The sequence below is a fragment of the Streptomyces sp. PL-25 genome, assembly GCF_058344915.1.
This window is the reverse complement of sequence record NZ_CP136997.1, coordinates 4,633,769-4,659,043: the sequence shown is the minus strand read 5'-3', so window position 1 is coordinate 4,659,043 and position 25,275 is coordinate 4,633,769. Positions and strand designations below refer to the sequence as shown.

The window sequence follows — 25,275 nt, the reverse complement described above, 5'->3', positions numbered from 1 at the left end:
CAAGTCCCTGCCCCGGCGGGACGGCGTCATGCCGGACGGCCGCCCCCGCCGGTACGGGCCGTTCCGGTGTCTCGCGTCACACCGGCCGCTCCGGCACACCCGGAGCGGATGAAACGGCACAAAGAGTGACAGTCCGCGACGCCCGTCACGACCGGCCGGATCTCAAACCTCCCGTGACTTTCCCGTGACCCGTGACGTTCACTACGATCGCCCCACACGGCCAATTCGCCAGTGCCACAAGGGGATCGATATTCCGTGTCAACCGCTCGCCGTACGCTGCTGACCGCCACCGCCGCGGGCACCCTGCTGGGCGCCCTGTGGTTCGTCCCCTCCGCGAGCGCGAGCGGGGACGCGCCGACGAGAACGGTGGCCGACGCGGTACCGACCGCGCAGGCCACCCGGCAGGGCCGGGCCGCGGGTACGCCGACGGACGGCACCGGGATGCGGACCACGGCGGTGCGCACCTCGGCGGCGGACACGGCGGCGGACCCGAGGGCCGTCAGCACGGGCCGGGGACGCCGCGGCCTCCGCCGGATCCCTCCCGGCCGACGGCACGGAGCTCGCCGACACCGGAAGCATCGACACCACCCCCCTACGTCATCGGCGGATCCCTCTTCCTCGCCGCGGGCGCCGGCTTCGTGGTGTATTCGGTACGCCGGGAACGCCTCGGCTTCTGACGGCCCCTGGCGGGGCGGCTCCGGCGCCCCCACCCGTCCTGAGCGGGTCGGCCGCGCCGGTCCTGCCCCACGGGTGGGACGGACGGCGCGGATGACTTCCCCGGCGGGGCGGGCGTGACGCCGCCTCTTCCCGGCGGACCGGGCGGCCTACGGGCCTCTCCCGGCCGGCGGGCGACGCAAGTCCCCTTCCCGGCAGACCGCGCCGCGCGGACCACTTTCCCGCAGTCCGGGCCAGGCGGACCGGCAGCCCCTTTCCCGGCAGGCAGGACGGCAGAGACCCTCCCGCCACGACGGGGCCGGGCGAGCGCGGACTTCTTCCCACCGATCACACGCCGAGGCCCCGACCGGCGGGCCGGGCGACCCGTGGACGCCCCCCGGGGGCGACCGGGCGGGCTCGGACGCCCCCAGCCGGGCTGCCGCAGACGCCTCCCCGGCCAGGCAGGCGCGCACGGACACCTGCCCCACGCCGGGCGGGCATGCCCCCTGCCGGTGGCCCGGCGGCCCGGCCGCCCGTCCCGCCGTCCCGTCCGGCGCAGGCAGGGCTCAGTTCAGCGGGCCGGTGACCGTCTCCGCCGCCGCGACCAGCGCGCCCTGGGCCACGAAGGCGTCGGCGGCGGCCAGGTCGGGCGCCAGGAAGCGGTCCGGGCCGGGACCGCCCACCCCGGCGGCGCGCGCGGCCTCGATGACCGCCCGGCTGGCCGGGGCCGGCTCCAGGCCCGCCCGCAGCTCGACGGCGCGCGCGGCGGCGTACAGCTCGATCGCGATGATGCGGGTCAGGTTGCCCACCGCCGTGCGCAGCTTGCGCGCCGCCGACCAGCCCATGGAGACGTGGTCCTCCTGCATGGCGGAGGACGGGATGGAGTCGGCGGAGGCGGGCACGGCCAGCCGCTTCATCTCGCTGACCAGCGCGGCCTGGGTGTACTGGGCGATCATGAGCCCGGAGTCGACGCCGGGGTCGTCGGCGAGGAACGGCGGCAGGCCGTGGCTGCGGTTCTTGTCCAGCAGCCGGTCCGTGCGGCGCTCGGCGATGGAGCCGAGGTCGGCGGCGGCGATGGCGAGGAAGTCCAGTACATAGGCGACCGGGGCGCCGTGGAAGTTGCCGTTGGACTCCACCCGGCCGTCCGCCAGGACGACGGGGTTGTCGACGGCCGCGGCGAGTTCGCGTTCGGCGACGAGCCGGGCGTGCGCCAGGGTGTCCCGGCCGGCGCCGGCGACCTGCGGGGCGCAGCGCACGGAGTAGGCGTCCTGGACGCGCGGCGCGTCGTCCTGGTGGTGCCCGGTGAGCTGGGAGCCCTTGAGCACGGCGAGCATGTTGGCGGCGGAGGCGCCCTGGCCCGGGTGCGGGCGGATGGCGTGCAGCTCGGGGGCGAGCACCTTGTCGGTGCCGAGCAGCGCCTCCAGCGAGAGGGCGGCGGTGATGTCGGCGGACTTGTAGAGGGTGTCGAGGTCGGCGAGGGCCATGACCAGCATGCCGAGCATGCCGTCGGTGCCGTTGAGGAGGGCGAGGCCCTCCTTCTCGCGCAGTACGACGGGCGCGATGCCGTGCTCGGCGAGCAGCTCGGCGGCGGGCCGCACAGTACCGTCCGGGCCCTCCGCGTCGCCCTCGCCCATCAGCGTGAGCGCGCAGTGCGAGAGCGGGGCCAGGTCGCCGGAGCAGCCGAGGGAGCCGTACTCGTGCACGACCGGGGTGATGCCCGCGTTGAGGACGTCGGCCATGGTCTGCGCGACCTCGGGGCGCACCCCGGTGCGGCCCGAGCAGACGGTCTTCAGCCGCAGGAACACCAGGGCGCGTACGACCTCGCGCTCGACCCGCGGGCCCATGCCCGCGGCGTGCGAGCGGACGATGTTGCGCTGGAGCCGGGCACGCAGCTCGGGGCTGATGTGCCGGGTCGCCAGGGCGCCGAAACCGGTGCTGACGCCGTAGACGGGCTCGGGCTTGGCGGCCAGCGCGTCCACGACCTCGCGGGCCGCCGCGAGGGCCGCCACCGCCTGCTCGGAGAGTTCGACCCGCGCGCCGGCGCGCGCCACGGCGAGGACGTCGGACGCGGTGACACCGGACGTCCCCACCACCACAGTGTGCATATCCATATTCAGGAGCGTACGCAGTGAATGCGACGGTGTCACTAGTGGGTGCCGGGAGTGCCCCTTACCCAGCGGATGGCCCGGCGGCTCGCCCGGCTCACCCGGCTCACCCGGGGACAGGGCCTCACGGACGGCGGCCCCGGAAGCTGCGCCGTTCGACCGGTGCCTCGGGCGCGGGCGAGGGCTCGTCGGCCAGCCGGACCACCGGGTCCCCGGGGCCCTCCCGCCCGGCGACCACCGGATGGTCCGTGCGCAGCGCCTTCGCCCGGTACTGCGCGGCGTCCGCGAGCCGGAACAGCCGACGGGCCGAGCGCACCGGCCCGACCGCGTCCTCGGTCGACGCCACCCCGCAGGCGACGCCCTCCCCCAGCTCCAGCCCGGCCGCGCGGCGGCACAGCTCGTCGGCCGCCTTGACCACCTCGTCGACGGAGGGGCCGACCGCCAGCAGGCAGAACTCGTCCCCGCCCAGCCGGGCCGCGAGCGCCCCCGGCACCATCGCCCCGCACAGCGACAGCACCGAGCCGAACCGTTCCAGCAGCCGGTCGCCGACGGCGTGGCCGAGGGTGTCGTTGACCCGCTTGAGGCCGTTGAGGTCGCAGACGGCCAGGCTCACCACGACCCCGTCCTCCCGGTGCCGCTCGATCGCCTCCTCCAGCCGTACGTCCACCGCGCGGCGGTTGGCGAGCCCGGTGAGCGCGTCCGTGAAGGCCAGCCTGCGGGCCTCCTCCAGCCGCTCCGTCTGCGCGAGGCCCGCCGCGACCACCGCGGCCAGGACCGTGGCGAAGTCGGCGTCGGGCCGCCCGAAGAAGGGGGCACCGGCCGAGCGGGCGACGTACAGCTCGCCCCAGGCCCGCCCGTGCAGCACGATCGGCGCGACCACGCAGCTGCCGCGCCCGCGCCTCCGCAGCGCGGCGACCCGCTGGTGGCAGTAGCCGGGCTGCCCCTCGGCCGGCCCCTCGGCGGTCTCCACCCAGGCGTCCGGCTCCCCGCCGGACGCCCACCGCTCGTGCAGGAACTCGGCGATCTCCGGGAACTGGTGCACCGGGTACGCCTCGCCCTCCGGGAACTCCTCCTCCCCGGGAGAGCGCTCCCCCACGTTCACCAGCACCCGCAGCCGCCCGCGCTCGCGCTCCCACACCGAGAGCGCGGCGAAGCTCCCCTCCAGCGCCCCGCACGCCCCGAGCGCCGCCGCCCGCCACGACTCGCGCGGACTGTGCGCCGCGGCCATCCCCTGCGCCAACGCCACGACGGCGGCCAGCCGCCTGTTCTCGCCCATCACCCCAGGCTAGGGATGTTTCGCGCCGACCGGGACATCGGTGGGGGCGCCCGGGGGACCCGCCGGGGACCGGCCGCGCGTCAGGCCGGGCCGCCGGACGCCCTCACTCGCCCGGCCAGCGCGGGGCGCGCTTCTCGTTGAAGGCCGCGACGCCCTCGGCACGGTCCGCCGAGAAGGCCGCCGTGCGCCAGGCCGCGTCCTCGACCTCCAGGCCCGCGCGCAGGTCGAGCCCCTGGCCGAGCCGCAGCGCGCGCTTGGCGGCGCGCAGGCCGACCGGGGAGTTGGCCGCCATCCGGGCGGCCAGCTCCAGCGCCTCGGCACGGTCCCGGCCCTCGTCCGCCAGCACGTCCACCAGCCCCAGACCGTGCGCCTCGGCCGCCTCCAGCCGCCGGGCGGTGAAGATCAGCTCCGCGGCCCGCGCCGCGCCGACCCGCCGGGGCAGCAGCTGCGTACCGCCGCCGCCGGGGATCACCCCCACGGACACCTCGGGCAGCCCGACCACGGCCGTGCGGTCGGCGACGATCACATCGCAGGAGAGCGCCAGCTCGAACCCGCCGCCGAGCGCGAAGCCGTGCACCGCGGCGACGGTCGGCATCGGCAGCTCCAGTACGCCGGTGTACGCCCCGCGCGCGACCGGCCGCTGCCGCCGGAGGTCGGCGTCGCTGAAGGAGTTGCGCTCCTTCAGATCGGCGCCGACGCAGAACGCCCGTTCGTGCGTGGAGGTCACGACGACCACGTGCGCCTGAGGGTCGGCGGCGAGCGCCGCGCACGCCCCGGCGATCGACCGGGCCATGTCCGTGGACACGGCGTTCATGGCCTGGGGCCGGTCCAGGACGAGCTCCGCCACCTGGTCGTGCCGCCGCACCAGCACGAACTCCCCGAACCGCTCCTCGCTCATGACACCCTCCGGTTAACGCGGGTTAACAGCATCCGGTCCCGATCATCTCAGCCGCCCCGCGCGCGACGGAAGGGGCGGCCCGGTGGCCCGTACGGACTCGGGCGGACTCGTACGGACTCGGGGCGGCCCGGCCACCCGTTCGGGTGACAGCCCACCCAACCCCCGCGAAACCGCCTGCGCCAGCGCATAACGTGCGTCGCGCCAGGCGCGACGGGGGCGCGGGGCGTTCGGGGAGGGTGCGGCGATGACGACGGACACGGCCGGTACGGGTCGGCAGGGTGCCCGGGACGACGTGGGCGCCATAGGCGCCACGGTCGGCGGCCCCGGGGCGCCGTTCCGCCTCCCGCGCGTCCGGGGCCGGCACCGCAGGCCCCGGCCCCGCCGGGTGCTGCTCACCGCCGGGGGCCTCGCCCTCGCCGCCGGTGTGCTGAGCCTCGTACGCCTGACACCGCAGAGCGCGCAGACCTCGCCGCAGGCGGGCGGTCCCGGGGCGGCGGAGGCGGCGCCGCGCGCGGAGACCGGACCGGGCGGCGGACCGGGGGGCGGGTCGACCGGCGCCGCCACCGCGGCGTCCCCGGGGGCCGCCGCCCCGGGCCGGACGGGGCCGTCGGTGTTGCCCACCGCGCCGCTCCCCATGGGCGGGATCGGTACCGTGGCCGCCCCGGGAGCGGGAGCGGCGCCGTCCGCTTCCCCTGCCGGTACGACCGGGGCCGGGGCCGCCGCCCCGGCTCCCCCACCCGGAACCACGCACGCGTCCGGGGGCGCTCCGGGCCGCCCGGCCGCCTCCGCCGGTACGCCTCAGGCGCCCGCGCGGCCGACCGCCCACCCGACCGCCCCCGCGCAGCAGACCCGCCCACCGTCCCCCAGGACCACACCGACATCCGCGCCCCCGGCCCCGCCCTCCGGCGGCGGTGGTGGCGGGCGCCTGTGCCTGCCGCTCATCAAGCTCTGCGTCGGGCTCCGCTGAAACACACACCTGCTGAGACGCGCACCCAGCTGAGACGCACACCCAGCCGAAACGCACGACCAACCGAACGCACCCGCACGCGCCCGTCCGGCACGCCCAGCCGCAGCCCCGTCACCGCCACCGTCACTGCGGCGCGTCGGCCCGCCGGGTGAGCAGCCACGGTTCCACCACGCCGAGGCCGCGCACCGGACGCTGCCAGGTCGGCTGGAGGGCGAAGCGGTACACCGGGGGCTCCGCGCCCTCCTTCTCCGCCGCTGCCGCGGCCTCGGCCGCCGCCGCCTCGGACGCCGGGGAGTCGCCCGTGCGGATCAGCTCCTCGGCGAAGGCGCTGTCGACGAGCACGGCGTCGCGCGGGGCTATGGAGGTCAGCCGGGAGGCGAGGTTGACGGTCGTGCCGAAGACATCGCCCATCCGGGTGGTCACCGTGCCGAAGGCCATCCCGACCCGCAGCTCCGGCATGGTCTCGTCGTTCTCCATGGTCTCGACCAGGCGCAGCGCGATGTCGGCGGCGGTGCCCGCGTCGTCGGCGGCGTACAGCACCTCGTCCCCGAGGGTCTTGATCAGCCGCCCGCCGCGCGCGGCCACCAGGTCGGCGGCGGTCGTCTCGAAGGCCTCGACCAGCTCGCCCAGCTCCTCCTCCTCCATCCGGCGGGTCAGCCGGGTGAAGCCGACGAGGTCGGCGAAGCCGACGGCCAGACGGCGGTCCACCATCTCCTCGTCGTCGGCGACCTGCACGACCCGCCCGGCGGAGGCGGCGAGCTGCCGCCGCCAGACGTAGACCAGGAACTCCTCCAGCTCGGGCAGGAGCAGCTCGACGATCGGATAGGTGACCTCGGTGCGGGTCATGCCCGGCTCGGGCGGCTCGGTCAGGCCCTCCAGGAAGGAGTCGATCTGCCACTCGGCCAGCCGGGCGGTGGTCTGCCCGGTGGAGCGGGCGACCTGCACGGCCATGGCCTCGCTGAGCAGCCCGGCCTCCACCAGACCGGCCAGCCGCCGCAGCGCCAGGACGTCGGCCTCGGTGAGCGCCTTGGCCTGGCCGATGTCGGCGAAGCCCATGGCCCGCCAGAAGCGGGAGGCCAGCTCCATGGAGACGCCCGCGCTGCGGGCCGCCTGGAAGGGGGTGTAGCGGCGCTCCGCGCCCAGGATGAGCTGTTCGAGACGGAGCGCGAGCGGGTCCTCGCCGGAATCGGCGGGGTCGGCGGCGTGGGGGTCCCCCCGGCCGTCCGCGTCCTGCGCGCCCGAGCCCGTGTCGTCGACGGTCACGCCTGCTGCCCTTCCGATCTGCCACGGTCAGGTACCGACCGGCCTCAACTCTACGGCAGATGTGCCCCAGCTCACTCCGCCAGCCCGCCCCGAAGGGTGACCTGAACTGGGCCGTCACCGTCCGCGCACCCGCGCGGACCCCGGCGCGCGCACCCGCCGCGCCCGGCCCGGGAAGCACCCCTGAGGGCGTCTCCGGGAGCACCCCGGCGCACGGGACGCATGCCCACTGCGCGAGGCGCACGCTCCGCGCACGGCCCCCTGGGGCTCTTCCGCCGCCCCTGCCCTACGCCGGGCGCGGACGCACGGTCACGCGGGCCGCAGATGCACGATGTCCCCCGCCCCCACCGGCTGCTGCACCCCGTCCCGGGTGGCGAGGACGAGACGGCCGTCGCCGTCGACCGCGACCGCCTCGCCGACGAGGGAGCGGTCCCCGGGGAGTTCGGCGCGCACGGTGCGGCCCAGAGTGGCGCAGCCGGCGGCGTAGGTCTCCTGGAGGCCCGCGGCCGCCGGGTCGCCGTCGGCGGCGCGCCACCGGCCGTACCACTCCTCCAGGGAGCGCAGCACGGCACGCAGCAGCGGATCGCGGTCGGTGCTCACGGCCCCGGCCAGGGCCAGGGAGCCGGCCTGCGGCACGGGCAGTTCGTCCTGGCGCAGGGTGACGTTGATGCCGACGCCGATGACGACACCGCCGTCGCCGGCGCCCTCCGCCAGGATGCCGCCGGCCTTGCGCTCCTCGCCGTCCACGGTGACCAGCAGGTCGTTGGGCCACTTCAGGGCGGTGTCGACCCCGGCGGCCCTGGAGAGGCCGGTGGCGACGGCCACGCCGGTGAGCAGCGGCAGCCAGCCCCAGCGGGCCACCGGCACGCCGTCGCCGGGCCGCAGCAGCACCGAGAAGAAGAGTCCGGAGCGGGCGGGCGCCGTCCAGCGGCGGTCCAGCCGGCCCCGCGCCGCGGTCTGCTCCTCGGCGACCAGGACGGTGCCCTCGGCCGCCTCGCCCGCCGCGGCGCGGGCCACCAGATCGGCGTTGGTGGAGCCGGTGCGCTGCACGACCTCCACGCGGGTCCACAGGCCGCCGTCGCGCACCAGACCGCGCCGCAGCGCGGCCGCGTTGAGGGGCGGGCGGTCCAGGTCGGACCAGCGGCCGGACCGCCCGGAGTCGCCCGGCGTGCCGTGGCTGTCGTCTGCTGCATCTCGCGGCGTCATGCAACCCACCCTAGGTGTGGGAAACGCCGCACTGCCGGACGGAGGGGCCCCCATTACTCTACGGATGAGTAACCGTCCCCCCGTTTTTGAGCAGGCAGGGAGCCGCGATCCCGATGTCCGAGCCGGAAGAGCGCCAAGAGATCGACATCCACACGACCGCGGGCAAACTCGCGGATCTCCAGCGGCGTATCGAGGAAGCGACGCACGCCGGTTCGGAACGCGCGGTCGAGAAGCAGCACGCCAAGGGCAAGCTGACCGCCCGCGAGCGCATCGAACTCCTCCTGGACGAGGACTCGTTCGTCGAGCTGGACGAGTTCGCCCGGCACCGCTCCAGCAACTTCGGCCTGGACGCCAACCGCCCCTACGGGGACGGCGTGGTCACCGGCTACGGCACGGTCGACGGCCGTCCCGTCGCCGTGTTCTCGCAGGACTTCACGGTCTTCGGCGGCGCGCTGGGCGAGGTGTACGGCCAGAAGATCGTCAAGGTCATGGACTTCGCGCTCAAGACCGGCTGCCCGGTCATCGGCATCAACGACTCCGGGGGCGCCCGCATCCAGGAGGGCGTGGCCTCGCTGGGCGCGTACGGCGAGATCTTCCGCCGCAACACGCACGCCTCCGGTGTCATCCCGCAGATCAGCCTGGTCGTCGGCCCGTGCGCGGGCGGGGCGGTCTACTCGCCCGCGATCACCGACTTCACGGTCATGGTCGACCAGACCTCGCACATGTTCATCACCGGCCCGGACGTCATCAAGACCGTCACCGGCGAGGACGTCGGCTTCGAGGAGCTGGGCGGTGCCCGCACCCACAACACCGCCTCCGGTGTCGCCCACCACATGGCGGGCGACGAGAAGGACGCGGTCGAGTACGTCAAGCAGCTCCTGTCGTACCTGCCGTCCAACAACCTCTCCGAGCCGCCGGTCTTCCCCGAGCAGGCCGATCTCGCGCTGACCGACGAGGACCGGGAGCTGGACACCCTGGTCCCGGACAGCGCCAACCAGCCGTACGACATGCACACCGTGATCGAGCACGTGCTGGACGACGGGGAGTTCTTCGAGACGCAGCCGCTGTTCGCGCCCAACATCCTCACCGGCTACGGCCGGGTGGAGGGCCACCCGGTGGGCATCGTCGCCAACCAGCCGATGCAGTTCGCCGGCTGCCTGGACATCGACGCCAGCGAGAAGGCCGCCCGCTTCGTCCGCACCTGCGACGCGTTCAACATCCCGGTGCTGACCTTCGTCGACGTCCCCGGCTTCCTGCCCGGCGTCGGCCAGGAGCACGACGGCATCATCCGCCGCGGCGCCAAGCTGATCTTCGCCTACGCCGAGGCCACCGTCCCGCTGATCACCGTCATCACCCGCAAGGCGTTCGGCGGTGCCTACGACGTGATGGGCTCCAAGCACCTGGGCGCCGACCTCAACCTGGCCTGGCCCACCGCGCAGATCGCCGTCATGGGCGCCCAGGGCGCCGTCAACATCCTGCACCGGCGCACCATCGCGGCGGCCGACGACGCCGACGCCACCCGGGCCCGGCTGATCCAGGAGTACGAGGACACCCTGCTCAACCCCTACACCGCCGCCGAACGCGGCTACGTCGACGCGGTGATCAGGCCCTCCGACACCCGCGCCCACCTGGTGCGCGGCCTGCGCCAGCTGCGCACCAAGCGGGAGTCCCTGCCGCCCAAGAAGCACGGCAACATCCCCCTCTGAGCCCGCCGGGAGACCACATGACGATCAAGGTCCTACGAGGCAACCCGACCCCCGAGGAGCTGGCCGCCGCACTGGCGGTGGTCAGGGCGCGCGCCGCGGCGGCCACCGCCGAGCCGTCCGGCGCGCCCGGCCCCCGCGACTCCTGGTCCGACCCGTCCCGGATCGCCGCGCACCGCACCCCGCGGCCGGGCCCGGCCGCCTGGGCCCGCACGTACTGGCCCGGCTGAGCACCCCTGGGGGGCGCCCGGCGGGCCCGGCCGCCAACTTGAGTACGCGTACTCAGGCGCCGGACCCGCCCGCCGCCGGACCATCGAGGGATGCTGTGGTCCGACCCCGACAACGAGCCGCCCGAGGAACTGCGCGACATGCAGGCGATGTTGCGGCGGCTCGGTGTCCTCATGGCGCTGGCCATGGTGCTCGCGATGTTCGCGATCGGGCTGAGATGAGCGGACTGAGCGGACCGAGCTGAGCGGACCGAGCTGAGCGGGCGGGGCTGAGCGGGCGGGCGGCCCGCGCCGATACGCTGACCGCATGACTGACCAGCCGCGCCGCCGACTCGTACTCGCCTCCCAGTCCCCCGCCCGGCTCGGTCTGCTGCGGCAGGCCGGACTGGACCCCGAGGTGATCGTGAGCGGGGTCGACGAGCACGCGGTCACCGCGCCCACGCCCGCCGAACTGGCGCTCGCCCTGGCCCAGGCGAAGGCGTCCGTCGTGGCGGCCCGGCCGGAGGCCGCCGGTGCCCTGGTGATCGGCTGCGACTCGGTGCTCGACCTGGACGGCCGGGCGCTCGGCAAGCCCGCCGACGCCGAGGAGGCCGTCGCCCGCTGGAAGGCGATGCGCGGCCGGGCCGGCACCCTCCAGACCGGCCACTGCGTCTGGGACACGGCCACCGGCCGGCACGCCGCGGCCACCGCCTCCACCGTGGTCCGCTTCGGCGAGCCGACCGACGAGGAGGTCGCCGCCTACGTCGCCTCGGGCGAGCCGCTGCACGTCGCGGGCGCCTTCACGCTGGACGGCCGCTCGGCCCCGTTCATCGACGGCATCGACGGCGACCACGGCAACGTGATCGGCATCAGCCTGCCCCTGGTGCGCCGGCTGCTGGCCGAACTGGGCGTGGGCATCACCGAGTTGTGGTCGGAGCGGGACTGAGATCCGCGGATCCGGCTCAGGGCGCCTCGGGGGACACCGGGGCGTCCGCCGGAGCGGGGTCCGCCGCCCGCCCCTCCTGGTCGTACGTCATCAGGAGCAGCACGATCAGCGCCAGTACGACGATCATGAACACGAAGGCCGCGGGACCCACCGGACCCCACACGAAGGCGGCCAGCAGCCCGTGCACCACGGCCGCGCTGATCAGCAGGCCGCGCCCGAGCCCGGCCGGACCGCGGTCGCGCACGGCGACGAGCAGGGCGGCCAGCGCGCACAGGACGAAGTACAGGCCGAAGACCAGCCCGGCCGCCTTCGAGGACGTCGACATCACGTCCGGGTCCAGGCCGGCCAGGGACATCCGCTGCCGGTGCACGACCTCGCCCAGGATCCAGTTCAGCGCGACGAGTCCGAGCGCCTCGACGAGGAGCACGACCGCCACGACCCATGCCACCGGTCTGCGCACCACCGGATCCACCCACTTCCGACCGCCGCTCCACCCGGAGCCCTGTTGCCGCCAGTACCGTCCAGACATCGCGAACGCTACTAACGGGTAAACCAAGGGACAAGAGTTCCGCCGAGGGCAAAGATTCATTGGGCCATTCGTAGGGACTCCACAAAGAAACGAAGTGGGCCGCAGCACGCTCTCACAGAGACCTTGACCACACCGTGGGGCTAGGGTTTTCCGGAGGAGTCCTGCGTACCGAGGTACGACAAGGGCTTTCGCGGGTCGAGCGAGCCTCGAATCACGCTCCGTGTGGGCAAGCTCACCATTGGGGACGGGTCGAAGTGCCGTGTCGGCAGTCCCTAAACTCGGCTTGTTTCAAGGAGGGAGCCTCAATCGTGCGCAAGGTGCTCATCGCCAACCGTGGCGAAATCGCTGTCCGTGTGGCCCGCGCTTGCCGGGACGCCGGAATCGCGAGCGTGGCCGTCTACGCGGACCCCGACCGGGACGCTCTGCATGTCCGCGCCGCTGACGAGGCGTTCGCCCTGGGCGGTGACACCCCGGCCACCAGCTATCTGGACATCGGCAAAGTCCTGAAGGCGGCCGAGGAGTCGGGTGCGGACGCCGTCCACCCCGGCTACGGCTTCCTCTCGGAGAACGCCGAGTTCGCCCAGGCCGTCCTGGACGCCGACCTGATCTGGATCGGCCCGCCGCCGCAGGCCATCCGCGACCTCGGCGACAAGGTCGCCGCCCGGCACATCGCCCAGCGCGCCGGAGCGCCCCTGGTGGCCGGCACGCCCGACCCCGTCTCCGGCGCCGAGGAGGTCGTGGCCTTCGCGAAGGAGCACGGCCTGCCCATCGCGATCAAGGCCGCCTTCGGCGGCGGCGGACGCGGCCTCAAGGTCGCCCGCACCCTCGACGAGGTCCCCGAGCTGTACGACTCGGCGGTCCGCGAGGCCGTGGCCGCCTTCGGCCGCGGCGAGTGCTTCGTCGAGCGCTACCTCGACCGGCCCCGCCACGTCGAGACCCAGTGCCTGGCCGACAAGCACGGCAACGTCGTGGTGGTCTCCACCCGCGACTGCTCGCTCCAGCGCCGCCACCAGAAGCTCGTCGAGGAGGCCCCCGCGCCGTTCCTCTCCGACGCCCAGGTCGCCGAGCTGTACCGCGCCTCCAAGGCCATCCTCAAGGAGGCCCGCTACGAGGGCGCGGGCACCTGCGAGTTCCTCGTCGGGCAGGACGGCACGACCTCGTTCCTGGAGGTCAACACCCGCCTCCAGGTCGAGCACCCGGTCACCGAGGAGGTCGCGGGCGTCGACCTGGTCCGCGAGATGTTCCGCATCGCCGACGGCGAGGAACTCGGCTACGGCGACCCGGAGCTGCGCGGCCACTCCTTCGAGTTCCGCATCAACGGCGAGGACCCGGGCCGGGGCTTCCTCCCCGCCCCCGGCACCGTCACCCGCTTCGACGCCCCCACCGGCCCCGGCGTCCGCCTGGACGCGGGCGTGGAGGCCGGCAGCGTGATCGGCCCGGCCTGGGACTCCCTGCTGGCCAAGCTGATCGTCACCGGCCGCACCCGCGCCGAGGCCCTCCAGCGCGCCTCCCGCGCCCTGGAGGAGTTCCAGGTCGAGGGCATGGCCACCGCCATCCCCTTCCACCGCAAGGTGGTCACCGACCCGGCCTTCGCCCCGGAACTGACCGGCTCCACCGACCCGTTCACGGTCCACACCCGCTGGATCGAGACCGAGTTCACCAACGACATCAAGCCCTTCACCGCCCCCGCCGACGGCGAGGCGGACGAGGAGACCGGCCGCGAGACCGTGGTCGTCGAGGTCGGCGGCAAGCGCCTGGAGGTCTCCCTGCCCTCCTCGCTGGGCATGTCCCTGGCCCGCACCGGCCTGGCCGCCGGCGCCAAGCCCAAGCGCCGCGCCGCCCGCAAGTCCGGCCCGGTCGCCTCCGGCGACACCCTCGCCTCGCCCATGCAGGGCACGATCGTCAAGATCGCGGTCGAGGAGGGCCAGGAGGTCAAGGAGGGCGACCTCATCGTCGTCCTGGAGGCCATGAAGATGGAACAGCCCCTCAACGCCCACAAGGACGGCACCGTCAAGGGCCTGTCCGCCGAGGTCGGCGCGTCCATCACCTCGGGCGCCGCGATCTGCGAGATCAAGGACTGACCCCGCAGCACCCGTAGCACGGGAGGCGCCCGGCGGACCGCGACAACGGCCGCCGGACGCCTCCCGTCGTCACGAACGAACACCCCGCCGGCCCGCACCACGCCCGAGCAGCGCGACGGAGGACCGGCGGCCGCCCCGTACGGACCGGACAGGACCGCCGCACTCCCCGCGGACCGGCTCAGCGCCGCCGCGGACCGGCTCAGCGCCGCCGCAGATCGGCCACCCGGGCCGCCCGCTCGGCGCCCGCCGAGGGGTCCTGCCCCAGCCCCGCCGAGCGCAGCGCGGCGGCGGCCTGGCCCGTGACCTGACCGCGGCGCGGAGCGGGCAGCGGAACGTCCCTGCGGCGCTCGCCGCGGCCCGGCACCTGCTCACCGCCCACCGGGTGACCGCTCGGACCGGCCACCGCGATCTGCACGCCCTGGTCGGCGAGCGCCTGGAGCTCGGTGCCCGCGCGGTCGTCGTGGGCCGGGGGCTCGTCCGTCACCAGCCGGGTGATGAACTCGGTCGGCACGGTCTGGAACATGGTGTCCGCGCCCAGCTTGGTGTGGTCGGCGAGGACGACGACCTCGGCGGCGGCCTGGACGAGGGCGCGGTCGACGGAGGCCGACAGCATGTTGGAGGTGGACAGCCCCCGCTCGGCGGTCAGACCGCTGCCCGAGAGGAACGCGCGGGAGACCCGCAGCCCTTGGAGCGACTGCTCGGCCCCCGACCCCACCAGGGCGTAGTTGGAGCCGCGCAGGGTACCGCCGGTCATCACGACCTCGACCCGGTTGGCATGGGCCAGCGCCTGGGCGACGAGCAGCGAGTTGGTGACCACGGTCAGCCCCGGGATCCGGGCGAGCCGGCGGGCCAGCTCCTGGGTGGTCGTACCGGCCCCGACGACGATGGCCTCGCCCTCTTCGACGAGGCCCGCGGCGAGGTCGGCGATGGCCGTCTTCTCCGCGGTCGCGAGGTGCGACTTCTGCGGGAAGCCCGACTCCCGGGTGAAGCCGCCCGGCAGTACGGCACCGCCGTGCCGGCGGTCGAGGAGTCCTTCCGCCTCCAGCGCCCGCACGTCCCGCCGTACGGTCACTTCGGAGGTCTGGACGACGCGGGCGAGTTCACGGAGCGACACGGCACCGTTCGCTCGCACCATTTCGAGGATCAATTGGCGACGTTCAGCAGCGAACACGAAACTGACAGTAACCCCAGCGACCGTCTGCTTTCAGCAGTTTGCGCCGGATAACAGAAATTGTTCGCATGGCAGGTCACGGAGTGGTATAAGCACTACTCCGGCCTATGCCACGCGCAAGAGCCGCGCCCCGCCCCGCCCTCCGGGCTACGCCCCTCCGGTCTCCTTGCGGCCGTGCAACTGCCGGGCCACCTCGGCGATCGAGCCCGACAGCGAGGGGTACACGGTGAAGGCCTTCGCGATCTGCTCGACCGTCAGGTTGTTGTCGACGGCGATCGAGATGGGGTGGATCAGCTCGGAGGCGCGCGGCGCCACGACCACACCGCCGACCACGATCCCGGTGCCCGGCCGGCAGAAGATCTTGACGAAGCCGTCCCGGATGCCCTGCATCTTGGCGCGCGGGTTGCGCAGCAGCGGCAGCTTCACGCAGCGGGCGTCGATCTTCCCGGCGTCCACGTCGGCCTGGGTGTAGCCGACGGTGGCGATCTCGGGGTCGGTGAAGACGTTGGAGGAGACCGTCTTCAGGTTCAGCGGGGCCACCGCGTCGCCGAGGAAGTGGTACATGGCGATACGTCCCTGCATCGCGGCCACGGAGGCCAGCGCGAAGACGCCGGTCACGTCACCGGCCGCGTAGACGCCCGGAGCCGTCGTGCGCGAGACCTTGTCGGTCCAGATGTGCCCGGAGTCGCGCAGCCGGACACCGGCCTCCTCCAGACCGAGCCCGGCGCTGTTGGGGACGGCGCCGACGGCCATCAGGCAGTGCGAGCCGGTGATGACGCGCCCGTCGGCCAGCGTCACCTCCACCCGGTCCCCGACCCGCTTGGCCGCGGCGGCGCGCGAGCGCGCCATGACGTTCATGCCGCGGCGCCGGAAGACGTCCTCCAGGACGGCCGCGGCGTCCGGGTCCTCGCCCGGCAGCACCCGGTCGCGGGAGGACACCAGGGTGACCCGGGAACCCAGCGCCTGGTAGGCACCGGCGAACTCGGCGCCGGTCACACCGGAGCCGACCACGATGAGTTCCTCGGGCAGCTCGGTGAGGTCGTAGACCTGGGTCCAGTTCAGGATGCGCTCGCCGTCGGGCTGGGCGTCCGCCAGCTCGCGCGGATGACCGCCGGTGGCGATCAGCACGGCGTCCGCGGTGAGCGTCTCCTCGGTCCCGTCGGCGGCGGTGACGACGACCTTGCGCGAGCCGTCCAGGGCCTGCATGCCCTCCAGGCGCCCGCGCCCGCGCAGCACCCGGGCACCGGCCCGCGTCACGGAGGCGGTGATGTCGTGCGACTGGGCGAGCGCCAGCCGCTTCACCCGGCGGTTCACCTTGCCCAGGTCGACGCCGACCACCCGGGCGGCCTGCTCCATCGGCGGGGTGTCGTCGGCGACGATGATCCCCAGCTCCTCGTACGAGGAGTCGAAGGTCGTCATCACCTCGGCCGTGGCGATGAGGGTCTTGGACGGCACGCAGTCGGTCAGCACCGACGCCCCGCCCAGTCCGTCGCAGTCGACGACGGTCACCTCCGCGCCGAGCTGAGCGCCCACCAGGGCCGCTTCGTATCCGCCGGGTCCGCCACCGATGATCACGATCCGAGTCACGTACTCCATTGTCCCGCACTCCTCAAGATGCTCACCCCCGGGGGCACCGCCCGGGGCAGGAGACGCCTTCTGTGCCGGATGAGCCGCCCGCGTCCCTGCCGTACCCTTCGACCCATGTCGCTCTACGCCGCGTACGCCGGCAATCTCGACGCGCGGCTGATGTCCCGCCGCGCCCCGCACTCGCCGCTGCGCGCGACGGGCTGGCTGAACGGCTGGCGGCTGACCTTCGGCGGCGAGCACATGGGCTGGGAGGGCGCCCTGGCGACCCTGGTCGAGGACCCGCTCGCCCAGGTCTTCGTCGCGCTCTACGACCTCGCGCCGATGGACGAGGAGTCGCTGGACCGCTGGGAGGGCGTCGGCCTGGACATCTACCGCAGGATGCGGGTGCGGGTGCACACCCTGGACGGCGAGGAGCCGTCCTGGGTCTACGTCCTGAACGCCTACGAGGGCGGCCTGCCCTCCGCCCGCTACCTGGGCGAACTGGCGGACGCGGCCGAGTCCGCGGGCGCCCCGCACGACTACGTGATGGAACTGCGCAAGCGCCCCTGCTGAAACCCCTGCCGAAAGACGGCCCCGCCGCTCGTCGGAAACGACAAGACAACGATCCCGTTCCCGTCGACTCCGTCATCTACGCGCGTAGGCGAATTACGGCTACCCTCGTCCGCGTGAACGCATCTCTTCTTCCGGACGACATCCAGGGCGACCCCTACGCCGCCGCCGACGCCGCCGCCGCGCGCCTGCGGGAACTCACCGGCGCCGAGACCCACGACGTCGCCCTCGTGATGGGCTCCGGCTGGGCTCCGGCCGTCGACGCCCTGGGCGCCCCCGACGCCGAGTTCCAGGTCACCGAGCTGCCCGGATTCCCGCCCCCGGCGGTGGAGGGCCACGGCGGCAGGATCCGCTCGTACAGCACGGGGAGCAGGCGCGCCCTGGTCTTCCTGGGCCGCACCCACTACTACGAGGGCCACGGCGTGGCCTCCGTGGCCCACGGCGTGCGCACCGCCGTGGCGGCCGGGGTCAAGACGATCATCCTGACCAACGGCTGCGGCGGCCTGCGCGAGGGGATGCGCCCCGGTCAGCCGGTCCTGATCAGCGACCACATCAACCTGACCGCCACCTCCCCGATCGCCGGCGCGAACTTCGTCGACCTGACCGACCTCTACTCCCCGCGCCTGCGCACCCTGTGCAAGGAGGTCGACCCCAGCCTGGAGGAGGGCGTCTACGCCCAGTTCCCCGGCCCGCACTACGAGACGCCGGCCGAGATCCGCATGGCCCGCGTGATCGGCGCGGACCTGGTCGGCATGTCCACCGTCCTGGAGGCCATCGCCGCCCGCGAGGCCGGCGCCGAGGTGCTCGGCATCTCCCTGGTGACCAACCTCGCCGCGGGCATGACCGGCGAACCCCTCAACCACGAGGAGGTCCTCCAGGCCGGCCGCGACAGCGCCACCCGCATGGGCTCCCTCCTGGCCCAGGTCCTGGAGCGCCTCTAGCCTCTGGCGGGACCGCCGCACAGGCGGTCCCGCACGCCGCGCCCCCGTACGACCCGCACCCGCGCACGGCAGCACCCGTAGTACCACCGGGAAGGGGCCCGCACCCGCGTACGGCGGGAAGGGGACGTGACGGGGGGTGTCCGCCCGCAGCGGTTGGCGCGTCCACGAGGCCCACCCGGCAACCGACCGATTCCGCGCCGTTCCGAGGACGGACACCCCCCGGCGCGGCCCCGCCCCACCCCGCCCCGGAAGGCGCGAGGCGCACCCCCACACACCGCGACGGGCCGCCGCAGGCACCCACCGCACACGGCCCGGAAGCGCACCACGGACCGGAACCCCGCACCACGAACCGCACCGGGCCGCCGCAGGCACAGGCCACCGACCGCACGCGCGGCCCGCAAGCACAGCACAGCACGGACCGCACCGACCGCACCGACCGCACCGACCGCACCGACCGCACCGACCACGAGAGGCTGACCCGACGTGCACGACGACCTCATCGCACGGGCCAAGGCATGGCTGGCCGAGGACCCCGACCCGGACACCCGTGACGAACTCGCCGCGCTGCTCGACGCCGGGGACCACGCGGAACTGACCGCCCGGTTCAGCGGCACCCTCCAGTTCGGCACCGCCGGCCTGCGCGGCGAACTCGGCGCCGGCCCCCAGCGCATGAACCGCTCGGTCGTCATCCGCGCCGCCGCCGGCCTCGCCGCGTACCTGAAGAAGCAGGGCCACACCGACGGCCTCGTGGTGATCGGCTACGACGCCCGCCACAAGTCGGCGGACTTCGCCCGCGACACCGCCGCCGTCATGACCGGCGCCGGCCTGCGCGCGGCCGTGCTCCCCCGCCCCCTGCCCACCCCGGTCCTCGCCTTCGCCATCCGGCACCTGGGCGCGGTCGCCGGCGTGGAGGTCACCGCCAGCCACAACCCGCCCCGCGACAACGGCTACAAGGTGTACCTGGGCGACGGCTCCCAGATCGTCCCGCCCGCCGACGCGGAGATCGCGGCGGAGATCGACGCGACCACCACCCTCAGCGCGGTCCCCCGCCCGGACTCCGGCTGGGACACGCTCGGCGACGACGTCCTGGACGCCTACCTGGCCCGTACGGACGCGGTCCTCGCCCCAGGGTCCCCCCGCACGGCCCGCACGGTCTACACCGCGATGCACGGCGTCGGCAAGGAGACCCTGCTCGCCGCGTTCGCCCGCGCCGGCTTCCCGGAGCCCGTCCTGGTCACCGAGCAGGCCGACCCGGACCCGGACTTCCCGACCGTCGCCTTCCCCAACCCGGAAGAGCCCGGCGCGATGGACCTGGCCTTCGCCACGGCCCGCACCACCGAACCCGGCCCCGACCTGATCATCGCCAACGACCCGGACGCGGACCGCTGCGCCGCCGCCGTCAAGGACGGCAACGACTGGCGCATGCTCCGCGGCGACGAGGTCGGCGCGCTGCTCGCCGCCCACCTGGTGGCACGCGGCGCGCACGGCACGTTCGCCGAGTCGATCGTCTCCTCCTCCCTCCTCGGCCGGATCGCGCGGAAGGCGGGCCAGCCGTACGAGGAGACCCTCACCGGCTTCAAGTGGATCGCCCGCGTCGAGAGCCTGCGCTACGGCTACGAGGAGGCCCTCGGCTACTGCGTCGACCCGGACGGCGTCCGCGACAAGGACGGCATCACCGCGGCCCTGCTGATCACCGAACTGGCCTCACAGCTCAAGGAGCAGGGCCGTACGCTGCTCGACCTGCTGGACGACCTGGCCGTCGAGCACGGCCTGCACGCCACCGACCAGCTCTCGGTCCGCGTCGAGGACCTCTCCCTCATCGCCGACGCGATGCGCCGCCTGCGCGAGCAGCCCCCGACCGCCCTGGCCGGCCTGCCCGTGACCCGCGCCGAGGACCTGACGCAGGGCACGGAGACGCTGCCCCCGACGGACGGCCTGCGCTACACGCTCGACGGCGCCCGGGTGATCGTCCGCCCGTCCGGTACGGAGCCGAAGCTGAAGTGCTACCTGGAAGTGGTGGTCCCGGTACCGGACCGCACGCACCTCACGGCGGCCCGCGCGAAGGCGGCGGACCTGCTGGCGGCGGTCAAGCGCGACCTGTCGGAGGCGGCGGGCATCTGACACACGAGGCGCCCCCCGGAACGGATCCGGGGGGCGCCTCGTACACAGGCCCGGTACGTACGCAGCACAGACCCTGCACACAGCACAGACCGCGTACACAGCACAGACCCCGTACGCACCCGCAGGACCCCCGCCCTCACCCCACCGCGAACAGGATCGCCAGCACCACCGCACCGGCGACCGCGGGCCCCGCGATCTCGTAGGCCCACCGGACGGTCACCTCGCCCTGGGCGCCCTCGGCGTGCGCCCGGTTCTCCTGGAGTTCGCGCAGGTCGTTCATGAACTGGTCGCCCTCCGCACGGATGGGCGCGCCGGGCGCACCGGACGCGCCGCCGCGCCCCGCACCACCACCGGCGATGCCGCCGAGCCCGCCGACACCGGCGCCGCTCCGGCCGAAGAGACCGCTGCGCCTCTCGGCCCCGGGCTCCCCCGCGGCGGCGGCCCGCGCCTCCTGCCGGGCGGCACGCTTGCGCGCCCGCAGCGACACGGGCACGGCCCACAGCTGGTACCGCTTCCCGGCCACGGTGACGACCTCGTTGGAGTAGCCGGAGCGCAGACCGGCGACCTGGCTCCAGGGGAGCACGATCACCCGGAAGGGATTGCGGATGCGCAGCCGGTCGTCGTTGACGTACACGGCGGGCCGGAAGGTGAAGGCGGTCACGAGCGGCACGGCGAGGATCATCCCGGCCAGCGCCAGCCACGGAACGCGCCCGCTGCCGGTGAACATCGCGTCGAAGCCCAGCCACAGGATGATGGCGAGCAGCAGGACACCGCCCGCGATGGCGCCGGACGACCGGCGGACCCGGTCCGGGAACTCGGGGGCCGGCGGCTGCGGCGCGGAGGGCTCGTGCTCGGGCGTCGTCATGCCCCCGATTCTGCCCGACCCACGTTTTCCCCCCGCACCACCACCCACCGCGACCACCCCACAAGCACCACCCACCCACCAGCCGGCCCCGTCCCACCCCGACCGCGCAAGCACCACTCACCCACCGGCCCCGCCCCGACCGCGCAAGCACCACCCGCCCACCGGCCCACCCCGCAAGCCCCCTTCCTCCCCCCCTCCCGCGGCCCGCCCCCAGGGCTGTACAGCCGCTACGCGCGTAGATATGCTCCTCTGGTGACCATGCCCACCACTGCACCCTCCGCGCAGCCGCTCTCCGACGTCACGGCGTCCGACAGCTCCCTGCGCCGCTTCCTGCACGGGCTGCCCGGCGTCGACGCGGTCGGCCTGGAGGCGCGCGCCGCCTCGCTCGGCACCCGTTCCATCAAGACCACCGCGAAGGCGTACGCCATCGACCTCGCCATCTCGATGGTCGACCTGACGACGCTGGAAGGCGCGGACACCCCGGGCAAGGTCCGGGCGCTCGGCGCCAAGGCGGTCCGTCCCGACCCCACGGACCGCACCACGCCCGCCACCGCCGCGGTCTGCGTCTACCCCGACATGGTGGCCGCCGCCAAGGAGGCCGTCGCCGGCTCGCCCGTCAAGGTCGCCTCGGTCGCCACCGCCTTCCCGGCCGGCCGCGCCGCCCTGGACGTGAAGCTGGCCGACGTGCGCGAGGCCGTCGCCGCGGGTGCCGACGAGATCGACATGGTCATCGACCGCGGGGCGTTCCTCGCCGGCCGGTACCTGAAGGTGTTCGACGAGATCACCGCGGTGAAGGAGGCGTGCGGGACCGCCGCCCGGCTGAAGGTCATCTTCGAGACCGGCGAGCTGTCGACGTACGACAACATCCGGCGCGCGAGCTGGCTCGGCATGCTCGCCGGCGCGGACTTCATCAAGACCTCCACCGGCAAGGTCGCCGTCAACGCGACCCCGGCCAACACCCTGCTCATGCTGGAGGCCGTCCGCGACTTCCGGGCGCAGACCGGCGTGCAGGTCGGTGTGAAGCCGGCCGGCGGCATCCGCACCAGCAAGGACGCGATCAAGTTCCTCGTCCTGGTCAACGAGACCGCGGGCGCGGACTGGCTGGACAACCACTGGTTCCGCTTCGGCGCCTCCTCGCTGCTGAACGACCTGCTGATGCAGCGCCAGAAGCTGGCCACCGGCCGCTACTCCGGCCCCGACTACGTGACGGTGGACTGATCCCCATGGCTTCCGCATTCGAGTACGCACCCGCGCCCGAGTCCCGCTCGGTCGTCGACATCGCCCCCTCCTACGGCCTGTTCGTGGACGGCGAGTTCACCGACGCGGCCGACGGCAAGGTCTTCAAGACGGTCAGCCCGTCGACCGAGGAGGTCCTCTCCGAGGTCGCCCAGGCCGGTGCGGCGGACGTCGACCGCGCGGTGAAGGCCGCCCGCAAGGCGTTCGAGAAGTGGTCGGCGCTGCCGGGCGCCGAGCGCGCCAAGTACCTGTTCCGCATCGCCCGGATCATCCAGGAGCGCAGCCGCGAGCTGGCCGTCCTGGAGACCCTGGACAACGGCAAGCCGATCCGGGAGACCCGTGACGCGGACCTCCCGCTGGTCGCGGCGCACTTCTTCTACTACGCGGGCTGGGCCGACAAGCTCGACCACGCCGGCTTCGGCGCCGCCCCGCGCCCGCTGGGCGTGGCCGGCCAGGTCATCCCGTGGAACTTCCCGCTGCTGATGCTGGCGTGGAAGATCGCCCCGGCGCTGGCGACGGGCAACACCGTCGTCCTGAAGCCCGCCGAGACCACCCCCCTGTCCGCCCTGTTCTTCGCGGACATCTGCCGCCAGGCGGGCCTGCCCAGGGGCGTCGTCAACATCCTGCCGGGCTACGGCGACGCGGGCGCCGCGCTCGTCGCGCACCCGGACGTGAACAAGGTGGCGTTCACCGGCTCCACGGCCGTCGGCAAGGAGATCGCGCGCACGGTCACGGGCACGGGCAAGAAGCTCACCCTGGAACTGGGCGGCAAGGGCGCCAACATCGTCTTCGACGACGCCCCGCTCGACCAGGCCGTCGAGGGCATCGTCACCGGCATCTTCTTCAACCAGGGCCAGGTCTGCTGCGCGGGCTCGCGCCTGCTCGTGCAGGAGTCGGTGCACGACGAGGTGCTGGACGCCCTCAAGCGCCGCCTGAGCACCCTGCGCCTGGGCGACCCGCTGGACAAGAACACCGACATCGGCGCGATCAACTCCGCCGAGCAGCTGGCCCGGATCACCGCGCTGGCCGACCGGGGCGAGGCGGAGGGCGCCGAGCGCTGGTCCCCGGCCTGCGAACTGCCCGGCTCCGGCTACTGGTTCGCCCCGACGCTGTTCACCGGCGTGACCCAGGCGCACACCATCGCCCGCGACGAGATCTTCGGCCCGGTGCTGTCCGTGCTGACCTTCCGCACCCCGGACGAGGCGGTCGCCAAGGCGAACAACACGCAGTACGGCCTGTCGGCGGGCATCTGGACGGAGAAGGGCTCCCGCATCCTGGCGGTGGCGAGCAAGCTCCGCGCGGGCGTGATCTGGTCCAACACGTTCAACAAGTTCGACCCGACCTCGCCCTTCGGCGGGTACAAGGAGTCGGGCTTCGGCCGCGAGGGCGGTCGCCACGGCCTGGAGGCGTACCTCGATGTCTGACCGATCTGACCGACTGTCTGTCTTCAAGACCTACAAGCTGTACGTCGGCGGGAAGTTCCCGCGTTCGGAGAGCGGCCGGGTGTACGAGGTGACGACGCGCACATCAGCCGCCGGCGCGGCGGGCAAGGGCAACTGGCTGGCGAACGCGCCGCAGGCATCCCGCAAGGACGCCCGCGACGCGGTGGTGGCCGCGCGCAAGGCGTTCGGCGGCTGGTCGGGCGCGACGGCGTACAACCGCGGCCAGGTCCTGTACCGGGTCGCCGAGATGCTGGAGGGCCGCCGCGAGCAGTTCGTGCGCGAGGTGGCCGACGCGGAGGGCCTGTCGAAGTCGAAGGCGGCGGCGATCGTGGACGCCACCGTCGACCGCTGGGTCTGGTACGCCGGCTGGACCGACAAGATCGCCCAGGTGACCGGCGGCGCCAACCCGGTGGCGGGCCCGTTCTTCAACCTGTCCTCCCCGGAGCCGACCGGCGTGGTGGCCGTCCTCGCCCCGCAGGAGTCGTCCTTCCTGGGCCTGGTCTCGGTGCTGGCCCCGGTGATCGCGACCGGCAACACGGCGGTGGTGATCGCGAGCGAGCGGTCCCCGCTGCCCGCGCTCTCCCTGGCCGAGGTGCTGGCCACCTCGGACGTGCCCGGCGGCGTGGTCAACGTCCTGTCCGGCCGCACGGCGGAGATCGCGGCGCCCCTCGCCGCCCACCAGGACGTCAACGCGATCGACCTCGCGGGCGCCGACGAGGCGCTGGCGAAGGAACTGGAGATCGCCGCGGCGGACAACCTCAAGCGCGTACTGCGTCCACAGCCTGTGGACGACACCGACTGGACGGCCACCCCGGGCACCGAACGCCTGACGGCCTTCCTGGAGACGAAGACGGTCTGGCACCCCACGGGCTCCCTGGGCGCCTCGGGCTCGTCGTACTGACACACCCGCCCGGAGGCGGCACGACCGCCCCGGCCGAAGCCGAGAGCCGCGCCTCCCCTCCGTCCGGGGGAGCCGCGGCTCTCCGCGCGCGACCGGGTCGGCGCGACCGGGTCAGCGCACCGCGCCGAGCACCTGCCCGACCACCGGCACGCTCCCGACCGACGGCGCCTGCGCCACCGGACCGGTGAGCATCTGCGAGGTCAGCGGCTTGAAGTCGGCGAGCTGGGTACCGACGCCGTTGTCCAGCGGGTCGACGCCGGTCCCCGCCAGCGGGTTGGGCTTGAGCCCGGCCACCGGCCCGGTGATGTACCCGACCGTCCCGGCCAGCGCCTGGACCCCCGCCTGCGGGTCGACCTTGCCGAGCGACCCCGTCTCGTAGTCACCGCCCACGACCGGCAGGCTCGCCGCCTCGGCGGACACCACACCCGCCCCCAGAGCGACACCGATGGTCGTCACGGCGGTCAGTACACGCCGGACGGCGGAACGGGAAGCGGACGCGTGTCGGGCCATTTCTGATGCCACCTTCTGCTGCACAGAGTAACGAGAACAACGCACAGGGTAGTTGAGACCCATCCCACGCACCAAAGCCGACCCGCGCTCTCGGCACCCGGGCAACCATGCGTCAAACTGG

The 25,275-nt window shown here is 74.0% G+C and carries 22 protein-coding genes and 1 pseudogene; 13 read left to right on the top strand and 10 right to left on the bottom strand.

The window, feature by feature from the left end; translation table 11 throughout:
- Positions 1–255: 255 nt before the first annotated feature.
- A pseudogene (locus R4Z62_RS21160) lies at positions 256–677 on the top strand (cell wall protein).
- A gap of 543 nt (positions 678–1,220) precedes the next feature.
- Here the strand turns inward: R4Z62_RS21160 and hutH are convergent.
- From hutH to R4Z62_RS21145, 3 genes are all read right to left on the bottom strand, one after another.
- The gene (hutH, locus tag R4Z62_RS21155) at positions 1,221–2,759 is read right to left on the bottom strand and encodes a histidine ammonia-lyase (protein WP_385497600.1); all 1,539 of its coding nucleotides are present in this window, start codon (positions 2,757–2,759) and stop codon (positions 1,221–1,223) included.
- Between the two features lie 124 nt (positions 2,760–2,883).
- Positions 2,884–4,035, bottom strand: coding sequence for a GGDEF domain-containing protein (locus R4Z62_RS21150; protein WP_064534917.1), 1,152 nt, complete (start codon positions 4,033–4,035; stop codon positions 2,884–2,886).
- Between the two features lie 103 nt (positions 4,036–4,138).
- Entirely contained in the window at positions 4,139–4,933 is a 795-nt protein-coding gene (locus tag R4Z62_RS21145; protein ID WP_385496787.1) for an enoyl-CoA hydratase/isomerase family protein, read from the bottom strand.
- Positions 4,934–5,177: 244 nt separating this feature from the next.
- On the opposite strand from R4Z62_RS21145, the gene R4Z62_RS21140 reads away from it, so the two are divergent.
- A complete protein-coding gene (locus R4Z62_RS21140) occupies positions 5,178–5,900 on the top strand; it encodes a hypothetical protein (protein WP_491520616.1) in 723 nt (240 codons plus the stop codon).
- Between the two features lie 123 nt (positions 5,901–6,023).
- Here R4Z62_RS21140 and R4Z62_RS21135 read toward each other — a convergent pair whose 3' ends face one another.
- Together R4Z62_RS21135 and R4Z62_RS21130 are read right to left on the bottom strand one after the other, a co-directional pair.
- Positions 6,024–7,163 carry an adenylate/guanylate cyclase domain-containing protein gene (locus tag R4Z62_RS21135; protein WP_018565073.1) on the bottom strand — a complete coding sequence of 380 codons (1,140 nt, stop codon included), beginning with the start codon at positions 7,161–7,163 and terminating at the stop codon, positions 6,024–6,026.
- A 306-nt stretch (positions 7,164–7,469) separates the two neighbouring features.
- Entirely contained in the window at positions 7,470–8,366 is an 897-nt protein-coding gene (locus R4Z62_RS21130; RefSeq protein WP_385496792.1) for a biotin--[acetyl-CoA-carboxylase] ligase, read from the bottom strand.
- A 113-nt stretch (positions 8,367–8,479) separates the two neighbouring features.
- Between R4Z62_RS21130 and R4Z62_RS21125 the strand changes: the two genes are divergently transcribed.
- The 4 genes from R4Z62_RS21125 to R4Z62_RS21110 all read left to right on the top strand — a co-directional run bounded on the left by R4Z62_RS21125 (position 8,480) and on the right by R4Z62_RS21110 (position 11,221).
- Entirely contained in the window at positions 8,480–10,072 is a 1,593-nt protein-coding gene (locus tag R4Z62_RS21125) for an acyl-CoA carboxylase subunit beta (protein ID WP_064534914.1), read from the top strand.
- 17 nt (positions 10,073–10,089) lie between these two features.
- Positions 10,090–10,299 carry an acyl-CoA carboxylase epsilon subunit gene (locus tag R4Z62_RS21120; protein WP_018565070.1) on the top strand — a complete coding sequence of 70 codons (210 nt, stop codon included), beginning with the start codon at positions 10,090–10,092 and terminating at the stop codon, positions 10,297–10,299.
- Between the two features lie 90 nt (positions 10,300–10,389).
- Positions 10,390–10,518 (top strand): morphogenic membrane protein MmpB, encoded by a 129-nt coding sequence (mmpB, locus tag R4Z62_RS21115; RefSeq protein ID WP_257784415.1) that lies wholly within the window; start codon positions 10,390–10,392, stop codon positions 10,516–10,518.
- Positions 10,519–10,603: 85 nt separating this feature from the next.
- Entirely contained in the window at positions 10,604–11,221 is a 618-nt protein-coding gene (locus tag R4Z62_RS21110; RefSeq protein ID WP_385496803.1) for a Maf family protein, read from the top strand.
- 16 nt (positions 11,222–11,237) lie between these two features.
- On the opposite strand, the gene R4Z62_RS21105 is transcribed toward R4Z62_RS21110, so the two are convergent.
- Complete coding sequence (locus tag R4Z62_RS21105) at positions 11,238–11,693, bottom strand: hypothetical protein (RefSeq protein WP_064534912.1); 456 nt, start codon at positions 11,691–11,693, stop codon at positions 11,238–11,240.
- 365 nt (positions 11,694–12,058) lie between these two features.
- On the opposite strand from R4Z62_RS21105, the gene R4Z62_RS21100 reads away from it, so the two are divergent.
- Positions 12,059–13,831 (top strand): acetyl/propionyl/methylcrotonyl-CoA carboxylase subunit alpha, encoded by a 1,773-nt coding sequence (locus R4Z62_RS21100; RefSeq protein ID WP_491520615.1) that lies wholly within the window; start codon positions 12,059–12,061, stop codon positions 13,829–13,831.
- A 199-nt stretch (positions 13,832–14,030) separates the two neighbouring features.
- Here the strand turns inward: R4Z62_RS21100 and R4Z62_RS21095 are convergent, their stop codons facing one another.
- Both R4Z62_RS21095 and R4Z62_RS21090 read right to left on the bottom strand, forming a co-directional pair.
- Positions 14,031–15,002: a DeoR/GlpR family DNA-binding transcription regulator gene (locus tag R4Z62_RS21095; protein ID WP_078509672.1), complete on the bottom strand. Its 972-nt coding sequence runs from the start codon at positions 15,000–15,002 to the stop codon at positions 14,031–14,033.
- A gap of 147 nt (positions 15,003–15,149) precedes the next feature.
- Positions 15,150–16,598, bottom strand: a complete 1,449-nt coding sequence (locus tag R4Z62_RS21090; protein ID WP_491520614.1) for an NAD(P)H-quinone dehydrogenase — start codon at positions 16,596–16,598, stop codon at positions 15,150–15,152.
- A 105-nt stretch (positions 16,599–16,703) separates the two neighbouring features.
- Here R4Z62_RS21090 and R4Z62_RS21085 point away from each other — a divergent pair, with 105 nt between their 5' ends.
- The 3 genes from R4Z62_RS21085 to R4Z62_RS21075 all read left to right on the top strand — a co-directional run bounded on the left by R4Z62_RS21085 (position 16,704) and on the right by R4Z62_RS21075 (position 20,200).
- Positions 16,704–17,141, top strand: coding sequence for a gamma-glutamylcyclotransferase family protein (locus tag R4Z62_RS21085; protein WP_491520613.1), 438 nt, complete (start codon positions 16,704–16,706; stop codon positions 17,139–17,141).
- A 113-nt stretch (positions 17,142–17,254) separates the two neighbouring features.
- Positions 17,255–18,079, top strand: a complete 825-nt coding sequence (locus R4Z62_RS21080) for a purine-nucleoside phosphorylase (RefSeq protein ID WP_491520612.1) — start codon at positions 17,255–17,257, stop codon at positions 18,077–18,079.
- Positions 18,080–18,562: 483 nt separating this feature from the next.
- On the top strand, positions 18,563–20,200 hold the full coding sequence (locus tag R4Z62_RS21075; protein ID WP_491520611.1) for a phospho-sugar mutase: 1,638 nt from the start codon (positions 18,563–18,565) through the stop codon (positions 20,198–20,200).
- Between the two features lie 136 nt (positions 20,201–20,336).
- Here R4Z62_RS21075 and R4Z62_RS21070 read toward each other — a convergent pair whose 3' ends face one another.
- Positions 20,337–21,065, bottom strand: coding sequence for a PH domain-containing protein (locus tag R4Z62_RS21070; RefSeq protein WP_064534906.1), 729 nt, complete (start codon positions 21,063–21,065; stop codon positions 20,337–20,339).
- Between the two features lie 258 nt (positions 21,066–21,323).
- On the opposite strand from R4Z62_RS21070, the gene deoC reads away from it, so the two are divergent.
- Genes deoC through R4Z62_RS21055 form a run of 3 tightly spaced genes read left to right on the top strand, consistent with a single transcriptional unit; the run spans position 21,324 to position 24,644 of the window.
- Positions 21,324–22,283 (top strand): deoxyribose-phosphate aldolase, encoded by a 960-nt coding sequence (gene deoC, locus R4Z62_RS21065; RefSeq protein ID WP_491520610.1) that lies wholly within the window; start codon positions 21,324–21,326, stop codon positions 22,281–22,283.
- Positions 22,284–22,288: 5 nt separating this feature from the next.
- Positions 22,289–23,725 carry an aldehyde dehydrogenase family protein gene (locus R4Z62_RS21060; protein ID WP_491520609.1) on the top strand — a complete coding sequence of 479 codons (1,437 nt, stop codon included), beginning with the start codon at positions 22,289–22,291 and terminating at the stop codon, positions 23,723–23,725.
- The gene (locus tag R4Z62_RS21055) at positions 23,718–24,644 is read left to right on the top strand and encodes an aldehyde dehydrogenase family protein (protein WP_491520608.1); all 927 of its coding nucleotides are present in this window, start codon (positions 23,718–23,720) and stop codon (positions 24,642–24,644) included. Before R4Z62_RS21060 ends, R4Z62_RS21055 begins: the two co-directional genes overlap by 8 nt.
- 111 nt (positions 24,645–24,755) lie before the next feature.
- Here R4Z62_RS21055 and R4Z62_RS21050 read toward each other — a convergent pair whose 3' ends face one another.
- Complete coding sequence (locus R4Z62_RS21050) at positions 24,756–25,154, bottom strand: hypothetical protein (RefSeq protein ID WP_037887919.1); 399 nt, start codon at positions 25,152–25,154, stop codon at positions 24,756–24,758.
- Positions 25,155–25,275: the final 121 nt, after the last annotated feature.